The 16,342-nt window shown below is 46.3% G+C and carries 11 protein-coding genes; all 11 read right to left on the bottom strand.

Annotation, left to right across the window (positions count from 1 at the left end; all coding sequences use genetic code 11):
• Nucleotides 1–9: 9 nt before the first annotated feature.
• A complete protein-coding gene (locus tag ACPV3A_RS07840; RefSeq protein ID WP_194541204.1) occupies nt 10–630 on the bottom strand; it encodes a YIP1 family protein in 621 nt (206 codons plus the stop codon).
• Nucleotides 623–2,086, bottom strand: coding sequence for an NHL repeat-containing protein (locus ACPV3A_RS07845; protein WP_220686359.1), 1,464 nt, complete (start codon nt 2,084–2,086; stop codon nt 623–625). Before ACPV3A_RS07845 ends, ACPV3A_RS07840 begins: the two co-directional genes overlap by 8 nt.
• A gap of 4 nt (nt 2,087–2,090) precedes the next feature.
• Nucleotides 2,091–2,957 carry a carbohydrate ABC transporter permease gene (locus ACPV3A_RS07850; protein WP_220686360.1) on the bottom strand — a complete coding sequence of 289 codons (867 nt, stop codon included), beginning with the start codon at nt 2,955–2,957 and terminating at the stop codon, nt 2,091–2,093.
• Nucleotides 2,958–2,964: 7 nt separating this feature from the next.
• Nucleotides 2,965–3,837, bottom strand: a complete 873-nt coding sequence (locus ACPV3A_RS07855; protein WP_233355162.1) for a carbohydrate ABC transporter permease — start codon at nt 3,835–3,837, stop codon at nt 2,965–2,967.
• A gap of 28 nt (nt 3,838–3,865) precedes the next feature.
• Nucleotides 3,866–6,535, bottom strand: coding sequence for an extracellular solute-binding protein (locus tag ACPV3A_RS07860; RefSeq protein WP_426198738.1), 2,670 nt, complete (start codon nt 6,533–6,535; stop codon nt 3,866–3,868).
• Nucleotides 6,536–6,938: 403 nt separating this feature from the next.
• On the bottom strand, nt 6,939–8,321 hold the full coding sequence (locus ACPV3A_RS07865) for an ABC transporter substrate-binding protein (protein WP_339295739.1): 1,383 nt from the start codon (nt 8,319–8,321) through the stop codon (nt 6,939–6,941).
• Nucleotides 8,322–8,754: 433 nt separating this feature from the next.
• Complete coding sequence (locus tag ACPV3A_RS07870) at nt 8,755–9,645, bottom strand: carbohydrate ABC transporter permease (protein ID WP_194541198.1); 891 nt, start codon at nt 9,643–9,645, stop codon at nt 8,755–8,757.
• A gap of 30 nt (nt 9,646–9,675) precedes the next feature.
• Complete coding sequence (locus ACPV3A_RS07875; RefSeq protein WP_259445443.1) at nt 9,676–10,617, bottom strand: ABC transporter permease; 942 nt, start codon at nt 10,615–10,617, stop codon at nt 9,676–9,678.
• 232 nt (nt 10,618–10,849) lie between these two features.
• The gene (locus ACPV3A_RS07880; protein WP_426198741.1) at nt 10,850–12,613 is read right to left on the bottom strand and encodes an extracellular solute-binding protein; all 1,764 of its coding nucleotides are present in this window, start codon (nt 12,611–12,613) and stop codon (nt 10,850–10,852) included.
• A gap of 163 nt (nt 12,614–12,776) precedes the next feature.
• Nucleotides 12,777–14,585, bottom strand: coding sequence for a sensor histidine kinase (locus tag ACPV3A_RS07885; RefSeq protein WP_194541195.1), 1,809 nt, complete (start codon nt 14,583–14,585; stop codon nt 12,777–12,779).
• Nucleotides 14,582–16,210: a response regulator gene (locus ACPV3A_RS07890; RefSeq protein ID WP_426198743.1), complete on the bottom strand. Its 1,629-nt coding sequence runs from the start codon at nt 16,208–16,210 to the stop codon at nt 14,582–14,584. Before ACPV3A_RS07890 ends, ACPV3A_RS07885 begins: the two co-directional genes overlap by 4 nt.
• Between the last annotated feature and the right edge of the window lie 132 nt (nt 16,211–16,342).

A 16,342-nucleotide genomic window follows, 5' to 3' on the forward strand; every position in this document is an offset into this window, starting at 1 on the left:
TGCACTCCCTCAGTTCCGAAATTGTATCTCTTGATAGATGGTAAACACGAATGAGTACATTTGCTGGATCAGGCTAAAAAAAAGTAACCCAAGGAATAAGAGAAAAGCCATTCCCACCAATGTAAGAAAGATGGTAACCAGCGTTTTGGTAACGGTGTATTGATGAACCGTCATGGTACCGACGAAGAGCAAGAAGAGAAACCATACAGCCGCAACCCCGTTGAAGAAATAGTAAAACACACTTTCTTCCTGGGTAATTACATTGCTTAAGATTGTATTAGGTATGAGTATCACTGCAATGGGCAGCAAGGCATAGGCAGTGACCATGCAAATTTCCGAAAAGTTCCCTTCGCCGTCCATCAATGTGGTTAAGGACCAGTTCGCGATACACCACAGAAAATAAGGAAGCAGCACATTACGCATTTGCACTAGACTGTTAAATTCATCAGCATTCAGATTATTGAAGATGTAGCCCCCATACTGATGTTGAATGACGACGCTCATAAAAACTAAGAACACAATAGCGCCCGCGATCCTCAAGTTCCCCATATCATCATATTTGAGATCCCAAAAGCCGGAGAAGGGTCTGACCATAACATGGAATGGGAACAGCAGCAGTTCTTTACGCATGATAGGTCTTCCTCCTCTTTCTTTTGATGGTTCTTTGGATGATGATTCCGGCGATAACGGCGATGGACAGGGACAAGATGCTGCCGAGATGCTCTCTTAGAACATCCTTCCGGTGCCGCTTGAATACCTTGGAATAATTGCCTTTGTCCATGCCAAGCTTGGCATACTCCGTTGCTTCTTTATTCAATCCTTTTCTGAGCAGCGCCTTGCTGATCCCGATATATGCAATTTCATAATTCGCATCGTATTCCACAACCCGGTTCCACAGCTCTGCTGACAACTCATCGTCTCCCTTGAAATGTCCCTTCACAGCTTGATTAATCAACCTACCGATCGGTGTCTCATGAAATACCGTTATATGGTTTAACGCACGGTCAAGCACAAGAATCGAATCCCCTAAATAATCGATGGCCGAAGGCGTTTGAAATGTACCGACCTGCTCCCCCATTTTGCCGAAGATATACAGCAAATTCCCGTCCCAGTCGTATGTGAAAATTTTCCCGCGCTTCACATCCAAAGCGCTGTACATCCCGCTGTTTCCGACCGCGATATCCGTAAACAGGGAGGGCCCGCTGTGTTCACCGACAGGAAGGAATTTTAGATCGCCCGATGGGACCCAATACCCTTCTCTGCGCAGCACGTCGATCCCGGTGGGATTCAATCTCTTGATCGGTACCGCCGTATTTGCGTCGGAGTTTGTTGTATAGATAAACCCGTTCTCATCCAGATCCAGATTCGTATATTCTGTCGGGATGAACAGCCGCATCCGGTCACGCTGCGCCTGGGTCGCAATCATCTTCCAGAAGTAGTCTGCCATATTGAAGCGGACCCGGTTCGTGCCGGTAAACCCGGTAAATTTGCCATCCCCATCAAATTCCATGATTCCGTCAAATGTCCCCTGCGCCACGACATATACGCGCTTTGCCTTATCTACAGCCACCTTTAGGGGAAGAAACACAAAGTTATCGATCAAAATTTCCGATTCAGGCGATTCTATGATCTGAACCAGCTTTCCTGCGTCGTCCAAATGAACAACCCGATGGTTCTCCGTATCCGCAACATACATGTCCTTGTTCTCCGTTACATAGATCCCGCTCGGCGCTTGAAACGTATCCGTTCTCCCGGAATGGTCGAATTCGGATACCTCCCGAATGTATTCAAATCGTTCATTCAACACCACAATCCGCGAATTTCCAGTATCCGCAATATAGATTTGCCTGTCCTGAGACACGAATATATCTTTAGGCTGATTGAAACTTCCGGTTCCAGCCGCGGTGCCGCTTATGACACGATCCGGTTTATAGGCGACAGGGGCAGGGATCGTTTCTCCCTTGGAGGAATAATTGTACCCCACGTACGGGGCTTGGGCATATGAGACCGTCCCTGTCGATGTCACCATAGATAGGATCAATAACAGCGCGGCGGATAACCTGACCTTGGGGAAATATCCTTTCACGCTCTCACTCCTTCATTCCTGAGCTGGCCATCGTCTCAATAATGTTGCTCTGGGAAATCACAAAGATGGTGATGGGCACAGACATCATCAGCAAAGCGACAAAAGCACCCGGACCCGCCCGCACAATACCGCCAGCCAGTATTTGACTTAAGGCATAATTCATCGTTTTTAACTCTTCGCTGTAAATAAAATTACCGCCGTCGGTTCCCCATAATACCTGAAACAGCAATATGACAAGCGTCAGCCATGCCGGCTTTACTAAGGGCATCACGATCTGCCAAAAAATACGGTACTCGCTGGCACCGTCGATCTTCGCTGCTTCAAGCAGGGCATCAGGAATTTGTTCCATGAATTGTTTCATCAGATACAGTCCGAGGGAAGCTGCGAGCGCCGGCGCGATAATAGCAATGTAGCTGTCTATCCAGCCTAACCAGGACATAATGACATAGTTAGGAACCGCGGTAACATGCTGTGAGAACATTAGAGATAGGACTACAATGGTGAACAGCACCTTGGACCCTGGAAATCTGTGTTTAGCCAGCGGATAAGCCGCTGCGGAAGCCAGTACGACGTGCCCCACTGTTCCTGCTGCTGTGATAAGCACCGTATTAAACACATAACGTGTGAACGGCACCCAGGAATCGGCCATCAGATGAAATAAATCGAAAAAATTATCCAGCGTGGGGTTGCGCACCAAAAATTTCGGCGGGAACAAGAACAACTCATCCAAAGGTTTGAAGGCATTGTTAATCGTGTATACAAGGGGCAGTGCCATAAAAGCCCCGAATATGCCGAGAAAAATAAAAATGGTAACGTCACCGACCAGCGAGCGGCTCAACCTTTTTTTGGAACTAGCTGCCATTGCGCTCATTTAGGACCTACTCCCCCACTTTCCTAAGAAGTTTCTGAACGATTACATTGGTGCCTACCATGATGACAAACAAAACTGTTGCAATCGCTGATGCATAGCCCATTTCAAACCGAATGGAGCCATAGTCCATTAAATGGGTCACAACGGTATGAGCTGCATAGTTAACACTAGGGAAACCAGCTAATGCAATAGACACCTCAGCAATGGCAAAAGAGGATGAAATCTGGATCACCGCGCCGAACAGAAGTTGTGGACGCATGGATGGCAGGGTAATATACCACAGTTCCTGCCAACGATTGCGGATACCGTCCACCGAGCCCGCTTCGAATAATGTCCGGTCGATCGACTGCAGGCCGGCGATGAAAGCGAGGAAACTTACCCCCAAGCTGAGCCACAGCTGAACGAGCATGACAATCCACAGTACATAACGCTCATCCTGCAGCCATTGAATAGGCTCGAGAATAACACCCAGCTTCATTAAAAACCCGTTCACGTAGCCGTAGCCGTCTCCTGAGAACATAATCAGCCAAATAAAGAAAACGTTCCCTGAAATAGACGGAGCATAAAAAATTAAGGTCATTAGGGCACGAAGCTTGGTTGGCAATTCATTAATTAACCACGCAAACAGGAAACAGGCGATATAACTTACGGGGCCCGTAATAAACGCGAACAAAAAGGTATTCTTGATCGCAATCAGAAAGACCTCATCATCGAGAAATAAACGCGTATAGTTGCTCCAGCCGACCCACTTGGGGAATTCAAGCAGGTTAAAACTGGTGAAACTTACCGCCAGCGAGAGCGTTACAGGCAGAACCGTAAACAGAAAGAATAGCAGCATATAAGGTCCCATTAATATATAGGAGTGCCGCATCGCCCACATACGATTCAGCAAGGATGGAGCATCCGGCCTACGGCTGATCCGTCCTTTTGGTTCGACTTCCTGATTCGTCGTTGGTTGCATTGGTAGGCCCTCCTGTTCCTTCACTCAATCCGAATTCCAAACGTTTGATTGCGATTTCATTATTAATAACTGACACGTGATCATAAAGCGCTTCGCGTGGGTTCTCCCCAAGATTGACCACTTTACGGAAGGCATTATCCAGATGCCGTCCGGTAAAGTATCCTCCAGGCACTTCAGGAATGGCCCGGACCCATTGCCATTGTTTCTCCAGATTCCTGTAATCCTTAACCGGCCACGGCAGCTCCTCGAGCGCCTCGATATTCGCAGTCGGATACCTGGCAGCGGCCCCCATAAGGCTCTCCATTTCGCGGCCGAACCTGATTTGCGTATCTTTCTCCGTCCACCATTTCATAAACGCCCAGGAAGCTTCCTTATTCTTGGCCTGTTCCAGCATCATAACCGATGTTCCGCTGCTAGCGACCTCCCGGCGGATTTCTCCATGCTCTCCCGGAGTGCCAGGAACTACGGTAAAGTCCCATAGTCCGCGGATTTCAGGACCAGCCACCGTCAGTAAGTTATACATATTATAGGGGGCAATGCCGATCGGCATTTCGCCAAGACGAAAACGATTCATGAAATCATACTGAAGCGGAAACTTATAGCTGGTGTAAAAATCGGTCCATCGACTAAAGGCTTGCATGGAGTTTTCATGATCCAAGGCGCTTCTTTCGCCTTCCCCCTCGTAGTAGTTTCCGTCTGTTTGGAACAAAAGCATGGAGAACGTCTCATTTGGCGTCATCGTGGCCATCTGTTCCTGAATAGGCAGGCCAAAATTCATATTCCGCTTCTGCAGCTCGGGAATCATGGCGTATACATCATCCCATGTATCCGGTATGTTCAAATTAAGTTCGGCCAGAATATCCTTGCGGTAAAATAACATACTGAACAACTGCTGTTCGGGCAGCGCATAGACACCCCGATTAAACTGAAATGGCTCGAGCGCACTTGGTCGGAACCGCTCGCTAACTTCCTTAAAGTCCGGGAATCGGCTGATATCGTAAGCTGCATTGCGCATCGCATAATTCACCGGATCTGCAATGCCGATTTCCATAGCGACATCCGGTCCCTGTCCGGCCAGAGTAGCCGATAGAAGCGATTTGATATCAACCAGCTTTAAATCCACATGGATGCCCGTCTTTGAAGTAAATCGATCATCGATCATTTCCTTCATTACCTGGGCCTGATCACGTCCAGTTCCAATCCAGACTGTAATGCTTTGCTGGCCTTCTTCACCCGCGTTACCGATTGTGTTGTAATCTTCAATAAAGGAGTACCAGAACGAACCCAACTCATGGCCGATCTTGGCGTGTAGCGGGCGATTCGCAGCGGGCAGCTTCGCATCCTTGGATGCAACGATCATATAATCCATCTGCAGCGGCATTTCACGGATCGTCAGCAGCCAGGTTCCCAGAGAGCCGATATTAATCTTGAATTGATCTAACCGCTGCGCAACCGTATGAGGGTTTTGTGCCATCTCATCCAATTGCCTGGACAGTGTGTAGAGGATTGCGGTCTTATCACTTTTTTCCCCTGTTATATCGCGTAACGTCTCTGCAACGGTATATAAAATATCGCGCTGCTTCTTAAAATCCTCGATCATGCCGGGGATTCTTCGCTCGAGCTGATAATCTCGGTAAGGGTCGGGATTCTCCGAAGTAATCATGAGGATTTTCCGGTAGATGGCATTGAGTTCAAGGACACTGGATTCCGTGGTACGAATTAAAGAGGCTACGTCTCCCAGGTTCACTTCCAGCTTGATGGTATGCAGCCCTTTGGTCAGATGAAACAGGTAGGGCTCCTTTTCGTCACCCAGGGTAATGGTTTGATAGTCCGCATCATAATAAAAAGGGATGCTGTTCACTTCCTGAAACGGCACTTCTCCATCTATATAAAGCTTCCGGTTTGAATACATCCCTCTCACCAAGTTTTGCTTAACCTTGAAAGCGATCTGGTATAAACCGTCTTTCGGGATGTCTACCTGCCATTCCATCCATTGACCTGGCATTCGCCAGTTTTGACCCCCAATTACATTCATACGGGTCTTGGAGACGCTGTAGGGTTCCGAGGATGGTGAGGTACGATCAGGAAACGGATACAGCGTCGGGGAAGATTTATACAGAGCATGTTCCCCCTGCACTTTAATCAGCACCTCATCTGCGGGGGAATTGCTCTTCATATCCTCATAGGTGCTCTGGACTTCAGCATAAGTCGGTGCTTCTTCCTCTTGGTAAATCTTGATATAATCAATCACCATCGGTTCGCGCAGCGATACCAAGGTTAGCGTGTTTTCTCCTTTTGGAAAATAAAACAAAAACGGCTTCTCGTATAAGCCATTCGGATCTTTGAAGGATGATTCTTGCCAGGTTGGAAATTCGATCTGGCTTGGACGTAATTCGTTATCCCGGTTATCCCGCTCAAACTCCATTTGTTCGTTCATCCAAACACGATCAAAAATGAAAGATTCCGCTCCCTGAAAAGGCAGCTGGCCGTTGATCCGTAGTTCCCGTTCAATTGCAGAGCTCTTCCCCTCCACGGTATAATAACGAATCCCTATGTTATACAAGCCTTCCTCTTCCACATGAAATGTCCATGTTACCTCCCCGGTCTCTTCTGACATTAACGCCTTCCCGTTCATATCCATAAGATTTGAAACGATTGAAGATCCGTCTGGTGCATGGCTGTAATGTTCGCCCTCAATTTGTATGCTCGTATTAGGCCGCGCGTTACGGCGATGTAAATTCATATAGTTTTGATAGCTGTTTTCTGCAAAGGTCTGCAATCCTTCTAACTCGATCCGCTGACCTGGGTGGCTATCGGCTGTACTATCCCTGAGAAACCACCAACCCACCCCGAGGAGGATTACGAGGAATATAAGAAGACCTCGAAATCTAGATAAGTAACCGAGCATAAGTGCATCCACCCTCTTCACCATTTCGTCATGTCGTTCACGCAAGGTTAGCCGGCAACGAAAGGAAGCGGTTGTTGCCGGCTATTCCATTCCTCAATACCACCAAAACAAGTTACAGAGCATCATCCAGAACCGCCTGCAGCACTTGGCGATGTGTTTCTACAATGGTCGCGGGCGCTAATTTTTCGGTGTAAAGCTCGGTAAGCATTTGGTACACATTCCAGTCCGGGAACAGATCATGATTCATCACCGTATACTGAGGCGATTCCATCATCATTTTTGCAGCCTCAATGTCCTTCTCGTCGGCGAAATATTTTTCCAGCCGATCCTGGCCTTTGTACTCCTCCGTTGGGGTGATATCCCAAATCTTAGACATAATATAAAAAATCTCCTCCGGATTTTGGGTGCCCTTCAGAATGGTCCAGTAGTTCGGCGGATTCGAGACTGATTTGTATCCGTCCCCCTTAGGGCCTACCGGAAATTGAACAAACCCCAGGTCTTCGCCCAAATCATTGATGAAGCCCTCCCCTTCCCATTGAAAACCTACATACATTAGGATTTTGCCTTGTGTAAACAAGGTTTTTATTGCGGCTTGATCGTTTGTGATCATGGATTTGCCGGCGAGCTCCTGGGCGAATGTCAATGCCTCAACCGTGCGCGGATCGGACAACATTTCTTTCCCCTTATCCACATCCAATAAGTTTGAGCCGTTGGATACCACCGCGTGTGTCGTCACAGCAAGCTCTGTTCCCGCGAGTCCGTAAGTGTCGCCCTTCGTCACTTTGCCTACAATTTCTTGCAAGGCCTCCCAATTCCAATCGTCTTCCGCCACATATTCATGCAAATCCTTAATGCCGGCGTCTTTCAGCATTTGTTTGTTGTAATAAATTCCGGAAAAGTCCGTGTACGTTTTTTCAAAACCATACAGATGTCCCCCAAACGTACCTACATGATCCTTAATCATCGGATCGATGTAATTTGCGGCCGGTCCGCTAAAATCAATGACCTCATCAAGCGGAGTGATAAGTCCTGAACTCACCATCCCCGGAAACAGTGCTCTTCGTTCCAAACGAACGACATCAGCAAAGGGTTCGCCCGATAAGGCCGAACTTGTGGCCTGCTCTTTCATTGACGCATACGGCGTGGTCACGAACTTGATTGTAAAATTGTGTTTCTTCTGAAGCTCTTCGATATTTGCCTTGATCTCCTGATGCGGCGGTGAATCTCCGAATGCAATGTCCCACCAAGCGGTAACTACAATCTCACGTCCGCCCAGATCGAAATCCATCGTCCACTCGTCTGGATTTTCGGCAACCGCTTCTTCTTGGACAGGCTCCTCTTTAGGTTCTACTGCTACATCGGTGCCCGGTTTGTTTTCCTCAACAATCGGAGCATCCTTTTCCACCGTCTTCGTACTTCCTCCACTGCAGGCAGCCAAGGTAAATACAAACATCGCGATCATCAGCAGTAAGATCCCTTGCTTTGCAATCTTCATAAGCGCTTCCCCCCATAATTGAATTGTTCGTTACTTAGAACTGCATTTGCATGAACTCCCTATCCCTCCCTGCCTCGCTTCTTCTTTCCCTTTACCAGGAAAGCGCTCACAATAAACCGGTAGTAAGTCCTTTCGCTAGAAGGTTGACTAGGTCTCCTGCTCATTCCATGTTAAAAACAAAGCCGATAAGGCAGAATGGTGAAATTTACGGTATAGTTGAACTATTTAGGTTTAGAGTGATTTACGGGTTGAATTTTATTGTGATGGAGTTGAAATTCGTGGACAGGATCACAGGTCCGCTGAGGGTTTCAGTGAAACGATCCAAATACGGAGGCATCCCCTAACAGAAAAAAGGCATCCCGCAGATCTAAGATCTTTTAGGACACCCCTTCAATCACATTTGTATCGGCCCGCCCGGGACCTTACAGCTACATCAACCCTTTACCGCGCCGAGCATAATCCCTTTAACAAAAAATCGCTGCAGAAAAGGATAGACAATCACAATCGGCATGGTAACGAGCATCGTAATCGTCATCTGAACCGATTGGGGCGTCATCACTCTTGCTTGTCCGTTACGCGTCAGTTCCTCACTTGTCATTCCCGCTATACTGTTCGTCTGGCTGAGGAAGTTATAAAGCAAGAGTTGCAGCGTTTGGAGCTTTGGATCTGATACCAAAAAGAAGTTATCAAACCACGTATTCCACTGTCCGACGGCTGCAAATACAGTAATTGTGGCGATAATCGGCATGGACAAGGGAAATACAATGTGCGTGAAAATTTTGAAATAACTCGCGCCATCCATTTTCGCCGACTCCTCCAACGAAGGAGGTAATTGCTCCATAAACGTCTTGATAAGAATAATATAAAAACCGACCAATGCGCTTGGTATAATATAGAGGAGAAAGCTATTTTGCAGTCCATATGTTTTCATTGTTAAATACCAGGGGATAAAACCGGCATTAAAGTACATGGTAATTAATATGAACCGATAAATCAGCTTGCGGAATGGCATCTCCCGCTTGGTAATCAAATAAGCGAAGAAGGCGCTGCACAACACCGTGATCATCGTTCCCAGTATGGTCCGAAGCACGGAGATGATCGCTGCATCGGTAATCCCCTTTAATTGAAAGGCGGCTCTGTAGCTTTCCAATGAGAATCCTGCCGGCCAAAGATACACCCCTTTTTGTGCTTCGAAGGAATCGCTAATCGAGTAGATGAAAATATAATAAAACGGATAGACGGTCAAAATTAACAGCAACATGAGGAATAAATAGTTAACCGTATTAAAAATCAGATCCGATGTACTTTGCTTTCTTATACGCATATATAGTCCCTCCCTAGAATGCAGCACTTCTTAGACAATGCTCTCACCTCTGATTCTCTTAGACAATCCGTTGACCAGAAACAGTAGGATGATACTGATAACAGACTTAAACATCCCCACCGCTGTAGAATACGGAAAGTCATTCATCACCAGGCCAACCCTGTACACATATAAATCTAAGACTTCGATTTTATCCGCCACCATCACATTGTTAAACACGAGGTATTGTTCAAATCCTGCGGATAGTAAATTGCTCACCGCCAGCAGCTGCAGAACGATAAAGGTGGGCATGATGCTGGGTATCGTTATGTGGAAGATAATCCTGAATCTACCTGCGCCATCCACCTTCGCGGCATCATACATTTCGCCGTCAATGCTTACGATGGCGGCCAAATAAATAATCGCGCTCCAGCCTAAGGACTTCCAAAGAAGGATCAAGGTTTGGACAAGCCATACATGCTCGGAATTACCTAATACATTTATCTGCGTGTCCATACCCAAACGTAAAAAAATGGTTTGAATCGCTCCCTCGGAGCTAAACATGCTGAACGCGAGCGAATAAATAATGATCCAGCTAATATAGTGTGGCAGTGTAGACGTAGTCTGAAAAATCCGCTTAAACCGTTCGCTCTTAACCTCGGAGATCATCACGGCAAGCAGCACGGGGATTGGTGCGGTCAGAAGCCCCAGCAAACTCAAGGCCAGTGTATTGGTCAACACTCTGACCATGTTGGGATCGGTTAACATTTCCCGAAAATGCTCAAACCCTACAAATGCAGTTTGGCTCAAAGGGATCCCAGGGCGATAATCAAAAAACGCGTACAACCAGCCAAATAGGGGAACATAATGGAAGGCGAATGCTACGATGATAAAAGGAATCGCCATACACAACAAAATGATACCTTCTTTTCGGATCCGCGGTCGCTCCTTCTTAAGAAGCGGTTGTTGTTCTGATTGATAAGCAGTGTCCACTTTCATTTCTCTCCCTTTGATCAAATGTTTTTCTATATAGCCTCTGCAACCATATCTCAACATTACATGGAAGCTTCTGTATTCTGAATGAACGATCTAATGATTGAATTGAATATTCTAACGTTTACGTCTGGTTTCTTGAACAATTTACAGATTCTCTTGAAATCAGATTTATAAAAAGGAACAAGGGGCCCTGTTTCCAGGTTTCCTTGTTCCTTTTCTCAACGATTAGCTAGTTATTAAGCTTTGCCGGTAATGCTCCGACCGCTTCCCGTCTGTCTGCAATATCCTTGGTATAGAATTCTGTGAATTTATCCACGCCAGCATCTTTGAATGCCTTCAACGCTTCTTCTTTAATCCGATTGAATTCATCGTCGGTCTTGGCCAAAATCAATTTTGCTGCATAACGGGCTGCCAGCTCTTTCACCTGGGCCTCAATCTTTAGCATATCTTCGGGAATAGCCGGGAGCCCCACCTTACCCTCTTTGATCCGTTGCTCTGTTGTTAAATCCTTGCTTATCGTGTTCGCGTCCTGCAGCTTGCCTTCCGCAATTAACTTACCCAGGACCTCACCCGGATGCATAGCACCGTAATGGTCACTGAAATCCTTTTCCAGCTCGGTTATTCCTTGCGCTAAAGCCTCTTGTGTTTGGAATAGATCCAGAGGTGAATTTGTGACAGGATCCAACACGGCCCCACCAATCCCCATCAGATTCGTGTCCAAGGCAATTCCTGTATTCTCCCATGCTGTACCGCCTGCATTCCTTAACTCAAAGGTTTCGTCTTTTATTTGCGGTTTACCGTCGATCATCTCCCAGTGAACGCCCTCAACTCCGCTGTATAGCGTTCGTACTCCTTCATAGGAATATAAATAGTTTAAAAACTGCATAGCTTTTTCCGGGTGCTTTGAGCTCTTGGAGATCGCGTAGCTTTTTCCTGTCCAGCCTAATGGATTCACTCCGCCGCTCCATGCCCGCTTACCTGTTGGCAATACGACGTACCCTTTACCATCCTTAGCATATTTGGAGTTAAAGTCACCCATGGCCCATGTAGCTGGTCCAATTACAATTTGTCCGGCCGTAGCCTTGGCGGAATAATCATTGTTCTTCATCGTCAGGGCATCGGGATCCAGCAATCCTCTGCGATTCGCTTTGTTGTAAAAATCAACTGCAACCCAGAACGTGGAATCTTCCTCCATCAATATGTTTCTGTACTGCGTTTCATCAAGTTTTCTTGCCATGATATCACTATTGTTGGTTGTTTGCATGGTATACCACGCGAATGGGACAATATACGGCCAAAGTCCCCAATCCTGCCACATGGAAATACCGTATATCTTCTTCCCGTCTTCCGTCTGCGGGTGCTTCTGGACGATCTGCTCCAATACATCAAGCAGCTCATCCGGCGTATTGAACGCAGGCGCGCCGATCTCCTTATAGTAATCCCAACGAATCGTTGGTCCGATCGTCAGCGGCGGATAGATCGGACTAGGCTCTGACTGAACTTGCGGCGGCAGGAAGAAAAGCTGGTTTTTCCCTTCGCTCCAGTTCTCTTTGCTGTATTCTACAACGGTTGGAATATTCGCCGTAATGTCTTTTCCATGTTCCTTCAGCATATCATCCATTGGGATAATCAGATTACCGTCAATCAGCTGCTTACCATACTTTGCCGGCTCTGTCCTTACGATATCAGGCAGGTCTCCCCCAGCAAGTAAAACGTTGAATTTGCTGTCGTCCGCTTCTACATATTCAATCTTCACTCCAACCTTCTTCGCGATCTCCTCCGCTATAGCACTGTCCGGATAGGTGTTCCACTTCGATCCGGTTTCAATAATAAGCAGCCGGAGCGTCACGACTTCCTCATTGCTATCCGTCCCCACCTTTTCCGGAGAATCTGGTGTATTGCTTGTTTTGGTATTACTCGTACAAGCGGCAAGCAGCATCGATAAGATGATCAGCACCGCCATCGCCGGTCTGACGATCCCCCTTTTACTCATTGTATTCCCTCCTGGTCCTATGAAATAATTCCCTTCCTCCTTGATCTTAATGGTTGTGATTGTGCCGAAACACGCATAATATTAGGATTCTTTTGAATAATCTACAGATGACCGTTTCTTAAACTGAACAATTTTGAGATGAACTTGAACAATGCCATCAAACCTAACTATGTTTTGGAAGCCGGATCTGTATTTCTGTCCCTGTAAGCTGAGGTACCAACCAAACCCCGTATGCCGGCCCATCATTCAACTGGATCCGCTTGTTCACATTGTACAGGCCGATTCCGTTGCCGGACACGATTACCTCAGTATGATCTTCGCCGCTACGCATTTTCTGGTTCAACTGTTCCAATCTGGCAGGAGGGATGCCCACACCTGAATCCGTAACAGTTATTATCAGATCATGCGCCTCTTCATGGACCTTGACTTGAATATGGATGGGTTGTCCGTCTTCTTGTCTTCCGAACGTAATGGAGTTCTCGATTAACGGCTGTAAAATAAACCGCGGAACCCTATGATCCAGGTAAGCTTCATCTACATCGATAGAGAAGATGACACTGCTGTTAAACCGCCAATTGATAATCTTAATGTAGTTCTCCAGATAGCTAAGCTCGTCCCTAAGAGTACACAGCGGCTCTTTACTCGTGAAGGCTGGACGTAGAATATTCCCCAGCGCTACGACACTGTTCACGATGTTGTCCGCTTTAATCGAAGAAGCCATCCAACGGATCATATTAAGCGTATTGTATAAAAAATGCGGGTTAATTTGATTTTGAAGCGCCTCCATTTCGAGTTCCCGTCTTTTCTCCTGCATCTCATTTGTTTTATGAATCAGATCCACAATGCTCAGCGACATCTCGTTGAATCGCCGAATCACCATACCAAACTCATTGTTTGGAATTTTGGCAAACGTGATTCCAATTTCCCCACGACTCATATCTTTCATCTTGTGCGAAAGAATACGCAGCGGCCGCGTCATCTTTTTGAGCCAGAAATAGGAAATGATGAACATCACAAGCAGACTGGCCAAGATCACGAACACCAGCAGTGTCTGTGCTGAATAAATATCCACCGATAAGGAATTGAGCGGTATTTCCTTCATCATGTACCAATTTGCTTCATTCAGACGATAGTACATAACCTGAACCGGTGAATTCGTACTGCCGTTATCGTAGCTTCCGTAATCTCCGGCGTGGTTAATGAACGGATTGTAAGGGCTGATGGAACCAACATCATCAGGATTGCTGCTGGAGATCACGATCCCCTTCTCGTTCACGATATACATCTTTCCCTCTTCAGCTTGGAGGGCGGTTGAATAAATGGAAGACAAGTATTCCTCATCCACATTTAGAATCAGCACGGCGTTGGTCACAGACTGATATAGCGGCCTGACCCCGCGCGCCATGCTGACGACCATTCCGTCATTAGGCTTCAGTTTGTAGGGATTGTAATGGCTCTTGTCAATTCCGCCCTGGATAATCATCTCGGGAAAAACCTGATGGGAGCGCTCGAAAATATCGGTTTGCATGAACTCTTTCAGCCACGGGTCGCTTGAATGGACAAGGGTTGTATTGTTGGTGCCGCCAATCAATCCCTGGACCCCGCCTACGATATAAATCGAATCAATAAAATCATAATTGCTGATATAGGGAGCAATGCTCTCATGAAGATCATTTTTCATCTCCATGAACTCGAATTCCCCCTTATCCGGCGTGTAATTAAGAAACCTTTGAACAGCGGGATCCAGGAGAAAGAACTTGGACAAAGAATCCACATCATCGATCAGCCCGGCAATGTTATGATCCAACTGCTGAAACTGTTGGAGCAATAAAGTCTCGTTATTCTCCTTGATGATTTTCAGCACAAAGGTGTAGATAAAGTAAGATGCGAAGGACAGCACAATCAGGCTAATAATCATATAGAATAAAATCAGCTGCGTGCCCAGCTTCTGAAATCGTCCTCTAAGTTTCATGTCACGCCTCTTTTTCCGGATAAAAACTGCCTACGATACTCATTTGGATTTAATCCTGTGATTTTTTTGAAGACCTTGCTGAAGTAAGTGTATTCCGGAGAGAACCCCACCTTAACGGCGATGTCGTATGATTTCAAATGGGTCCGTGTCAACAATTCCTTTGCTCGTTCAATTCGGTAACAGTTTAAGTACTCAACGAACGTAATTTGAAGTTCCTTTTTAAAGAGATTGCTTAGATAGCCAAAGCTTAAGTTTACATGGTCAGCCACCTGCTGCAGACTGATGTTTTGATCATAATTCTGTTTGATGAACTGTATGGCCTTCGAGATTTCTCCGCTCATATTCAGATTTGTCCTCGACTGCTCCACTACGTTAGATAAATACTCACTGATCTCCTCTAGCATTTCCGGCAAGGTATCACACTGGTCCAACGTTTCCGTTATATTGAATAACAGCATCTTTTCATTCTGATGATCGTCATATAAATTCGTGTTGATCCATTGGATGAATTGATACAAAATAATTCGTACCGACTTTTTCCCCTCTAATAAAGCGTTTACAAAATTGGTGATGTAGTCACTGTATTCCTTCTCCTTCATCGGGCTAAGCATATTACGCAGCGGCGGATAATCGCGTATTTTCTCCACTTGCGCAAGGACCTTGCTAAGATCAAGGGGATCGTTGTTGGTATGCTTCTGTCCAGGACCTGTAATAAACTTCTTTTCAAGAGCACGCCTGGACTCGAAATACAACTTGCGCAAAGACCCAAACCCGCTCTGCACACCGCTCACCCCAAATGAAACCGAGCCCTTGAAGTACGTATAAATCGCATCCTGAATTGTGCTGAGAATCATATGAATTTCTTGCATGATCGATTGTTCAGAGAAAAGATCATCAAAGCTGAATAGGAGAAGGTAGTGGGTTTCATCCAGATACGTCGCAGGATCCCTATCGAAGGAGTTGGTAATTTCATACAGTATATTCAATAAAGTCATTTTCACTAAATGTCCATGCTCGTCCCGGAATTTATGCTTTAACTCGAAATAACGGTCCAGCTCCATCGTGCATACCACCATTCGTACGGGCGAAAGACGGATCCCGCTTTGTGCTGCAAACTGCTCGAATTCTTCGACGGAGTATATGCCGTAGAGCAAAAAATCCTTGATATATTTTTCCATGATCAGATCCATGTTAGCCGGCAGGAGTTGTTGTTCCTTACCTTGGGAATAAGCCGTAGATCCTTGGGCATCCAGCTCCATGCGTGTCCCGTTCAATACATTTTCGATTTCCTCTTCCGTCATGGTTAATTTGAGAATATAGTTGGATACACCAAGTGACATCGCCCGGCGTACAAGCTCGAACTCCTCCAGGCAAGACAACACCACAATCCGGGTGGCCCTATTTTCTTTACGTATATTCGATATTAACTCCATACCATCCATCTTAGGCATTCTAATATCGGTGATAACCAGATCAGGGAACCCCTCATTCAGGCAGTAATCCCAAGCCATCTGTCCGTCTGAAAGATCTGCTGCGACCTGCATATTGAATTTACTCCATTCCACGGAGTTTCTAAGGCCAATTCGAACGAGCATTTCATCTTCAACGATAATCACCTTATACATAACCGACCCCCCTTATTATAATGACGCCGTGTTTAACATAGCCCAAGTATAGCAAGGGCTTGTTGATCCTTCCACAGTTTTCGTTGAGCCGCTTCCGAAGATGCTGACAGTTTGCACTTCAATCCCAATCGG

Origin of the sequence: Paenibacillus sp. Dod16, from assembly GCF_049893405.1 — a bacterium.
Lineage (GTDB): Bacteria > Bacillota > Bacilli > Paenibacillales > Paenibacillaceae > Paenibacillus_AQ.

Excerpts from the sequence above, each read along its gene's own strand:
- ACPV3A_RS07840 (WP_194541204.1), bottom strand. The coding sequence starts at position 630 with ATGCGTAAAGAACTGCTGCTGTTCCCATTCCATGTTATGGTCAGACCC.
- ACPV3A_RS07850 (WP_220686360.1), bottom strand. The coding sequence starts at position 2,957 with ATGAGCGCAATGGCAGCTAGTTCCAAAAAAAGGTTGAGCCGCTCGCTG.
- ACPV3A_RS07855 (WP_233355162.1), bottom strand. The coding sequence starts at position 3,837 with ATGTGGGCGATGCGGCACTCCTATATATTAATGGGACCTTATATGCTG.
- ACPV3A_RS07860 (WP_426198738.1), bottom strand. The coding sequence starts at position 6,535 with ATGTCAGAAGAGACCGGGGAGGTAACATGGACATTTCATGTGGAAGAG.
- ACPV3A_RS07865 (WP_339295739.1), bottom strand. The coding sequence starts at position 8,321 with ATGAAGATTGCAAAGCAAGGGATCTTACTGCTGATGATCGCGATGTTT.
- ACPV3A_RS07870 (WP_194541198.1), bottom strand. The coding sequence starts at position 9,645 with ATGCGTATAAGAAAGCAAAGTACATCGGATCTGATTTTTAATACGGTT.
- ACPV3A_RS07880 (WP_426198741.1), bottom strand. The coding sequence starts at position 12,613 with ATGAGTAAAAGGGGGATCGTCAGACCGGCGATGGCGGTGCTGATCATC.
- ACPV3A_RS07885 (WP_194541195.1), bottom strand. The coding sequence starts at position 14,585 with ATGAAACTTAGAGGACGATTTCAGAAGCTGGGCACGCAGCTGATTTTA.
- ACPV3A_RS07890 (WP_426198743.1), bottom strand. The coding sequence starts at position 16,210 with ATGTATAAGGTGATTATCGTTGAAGATGAAATGCTCGTTCGAATTGGC.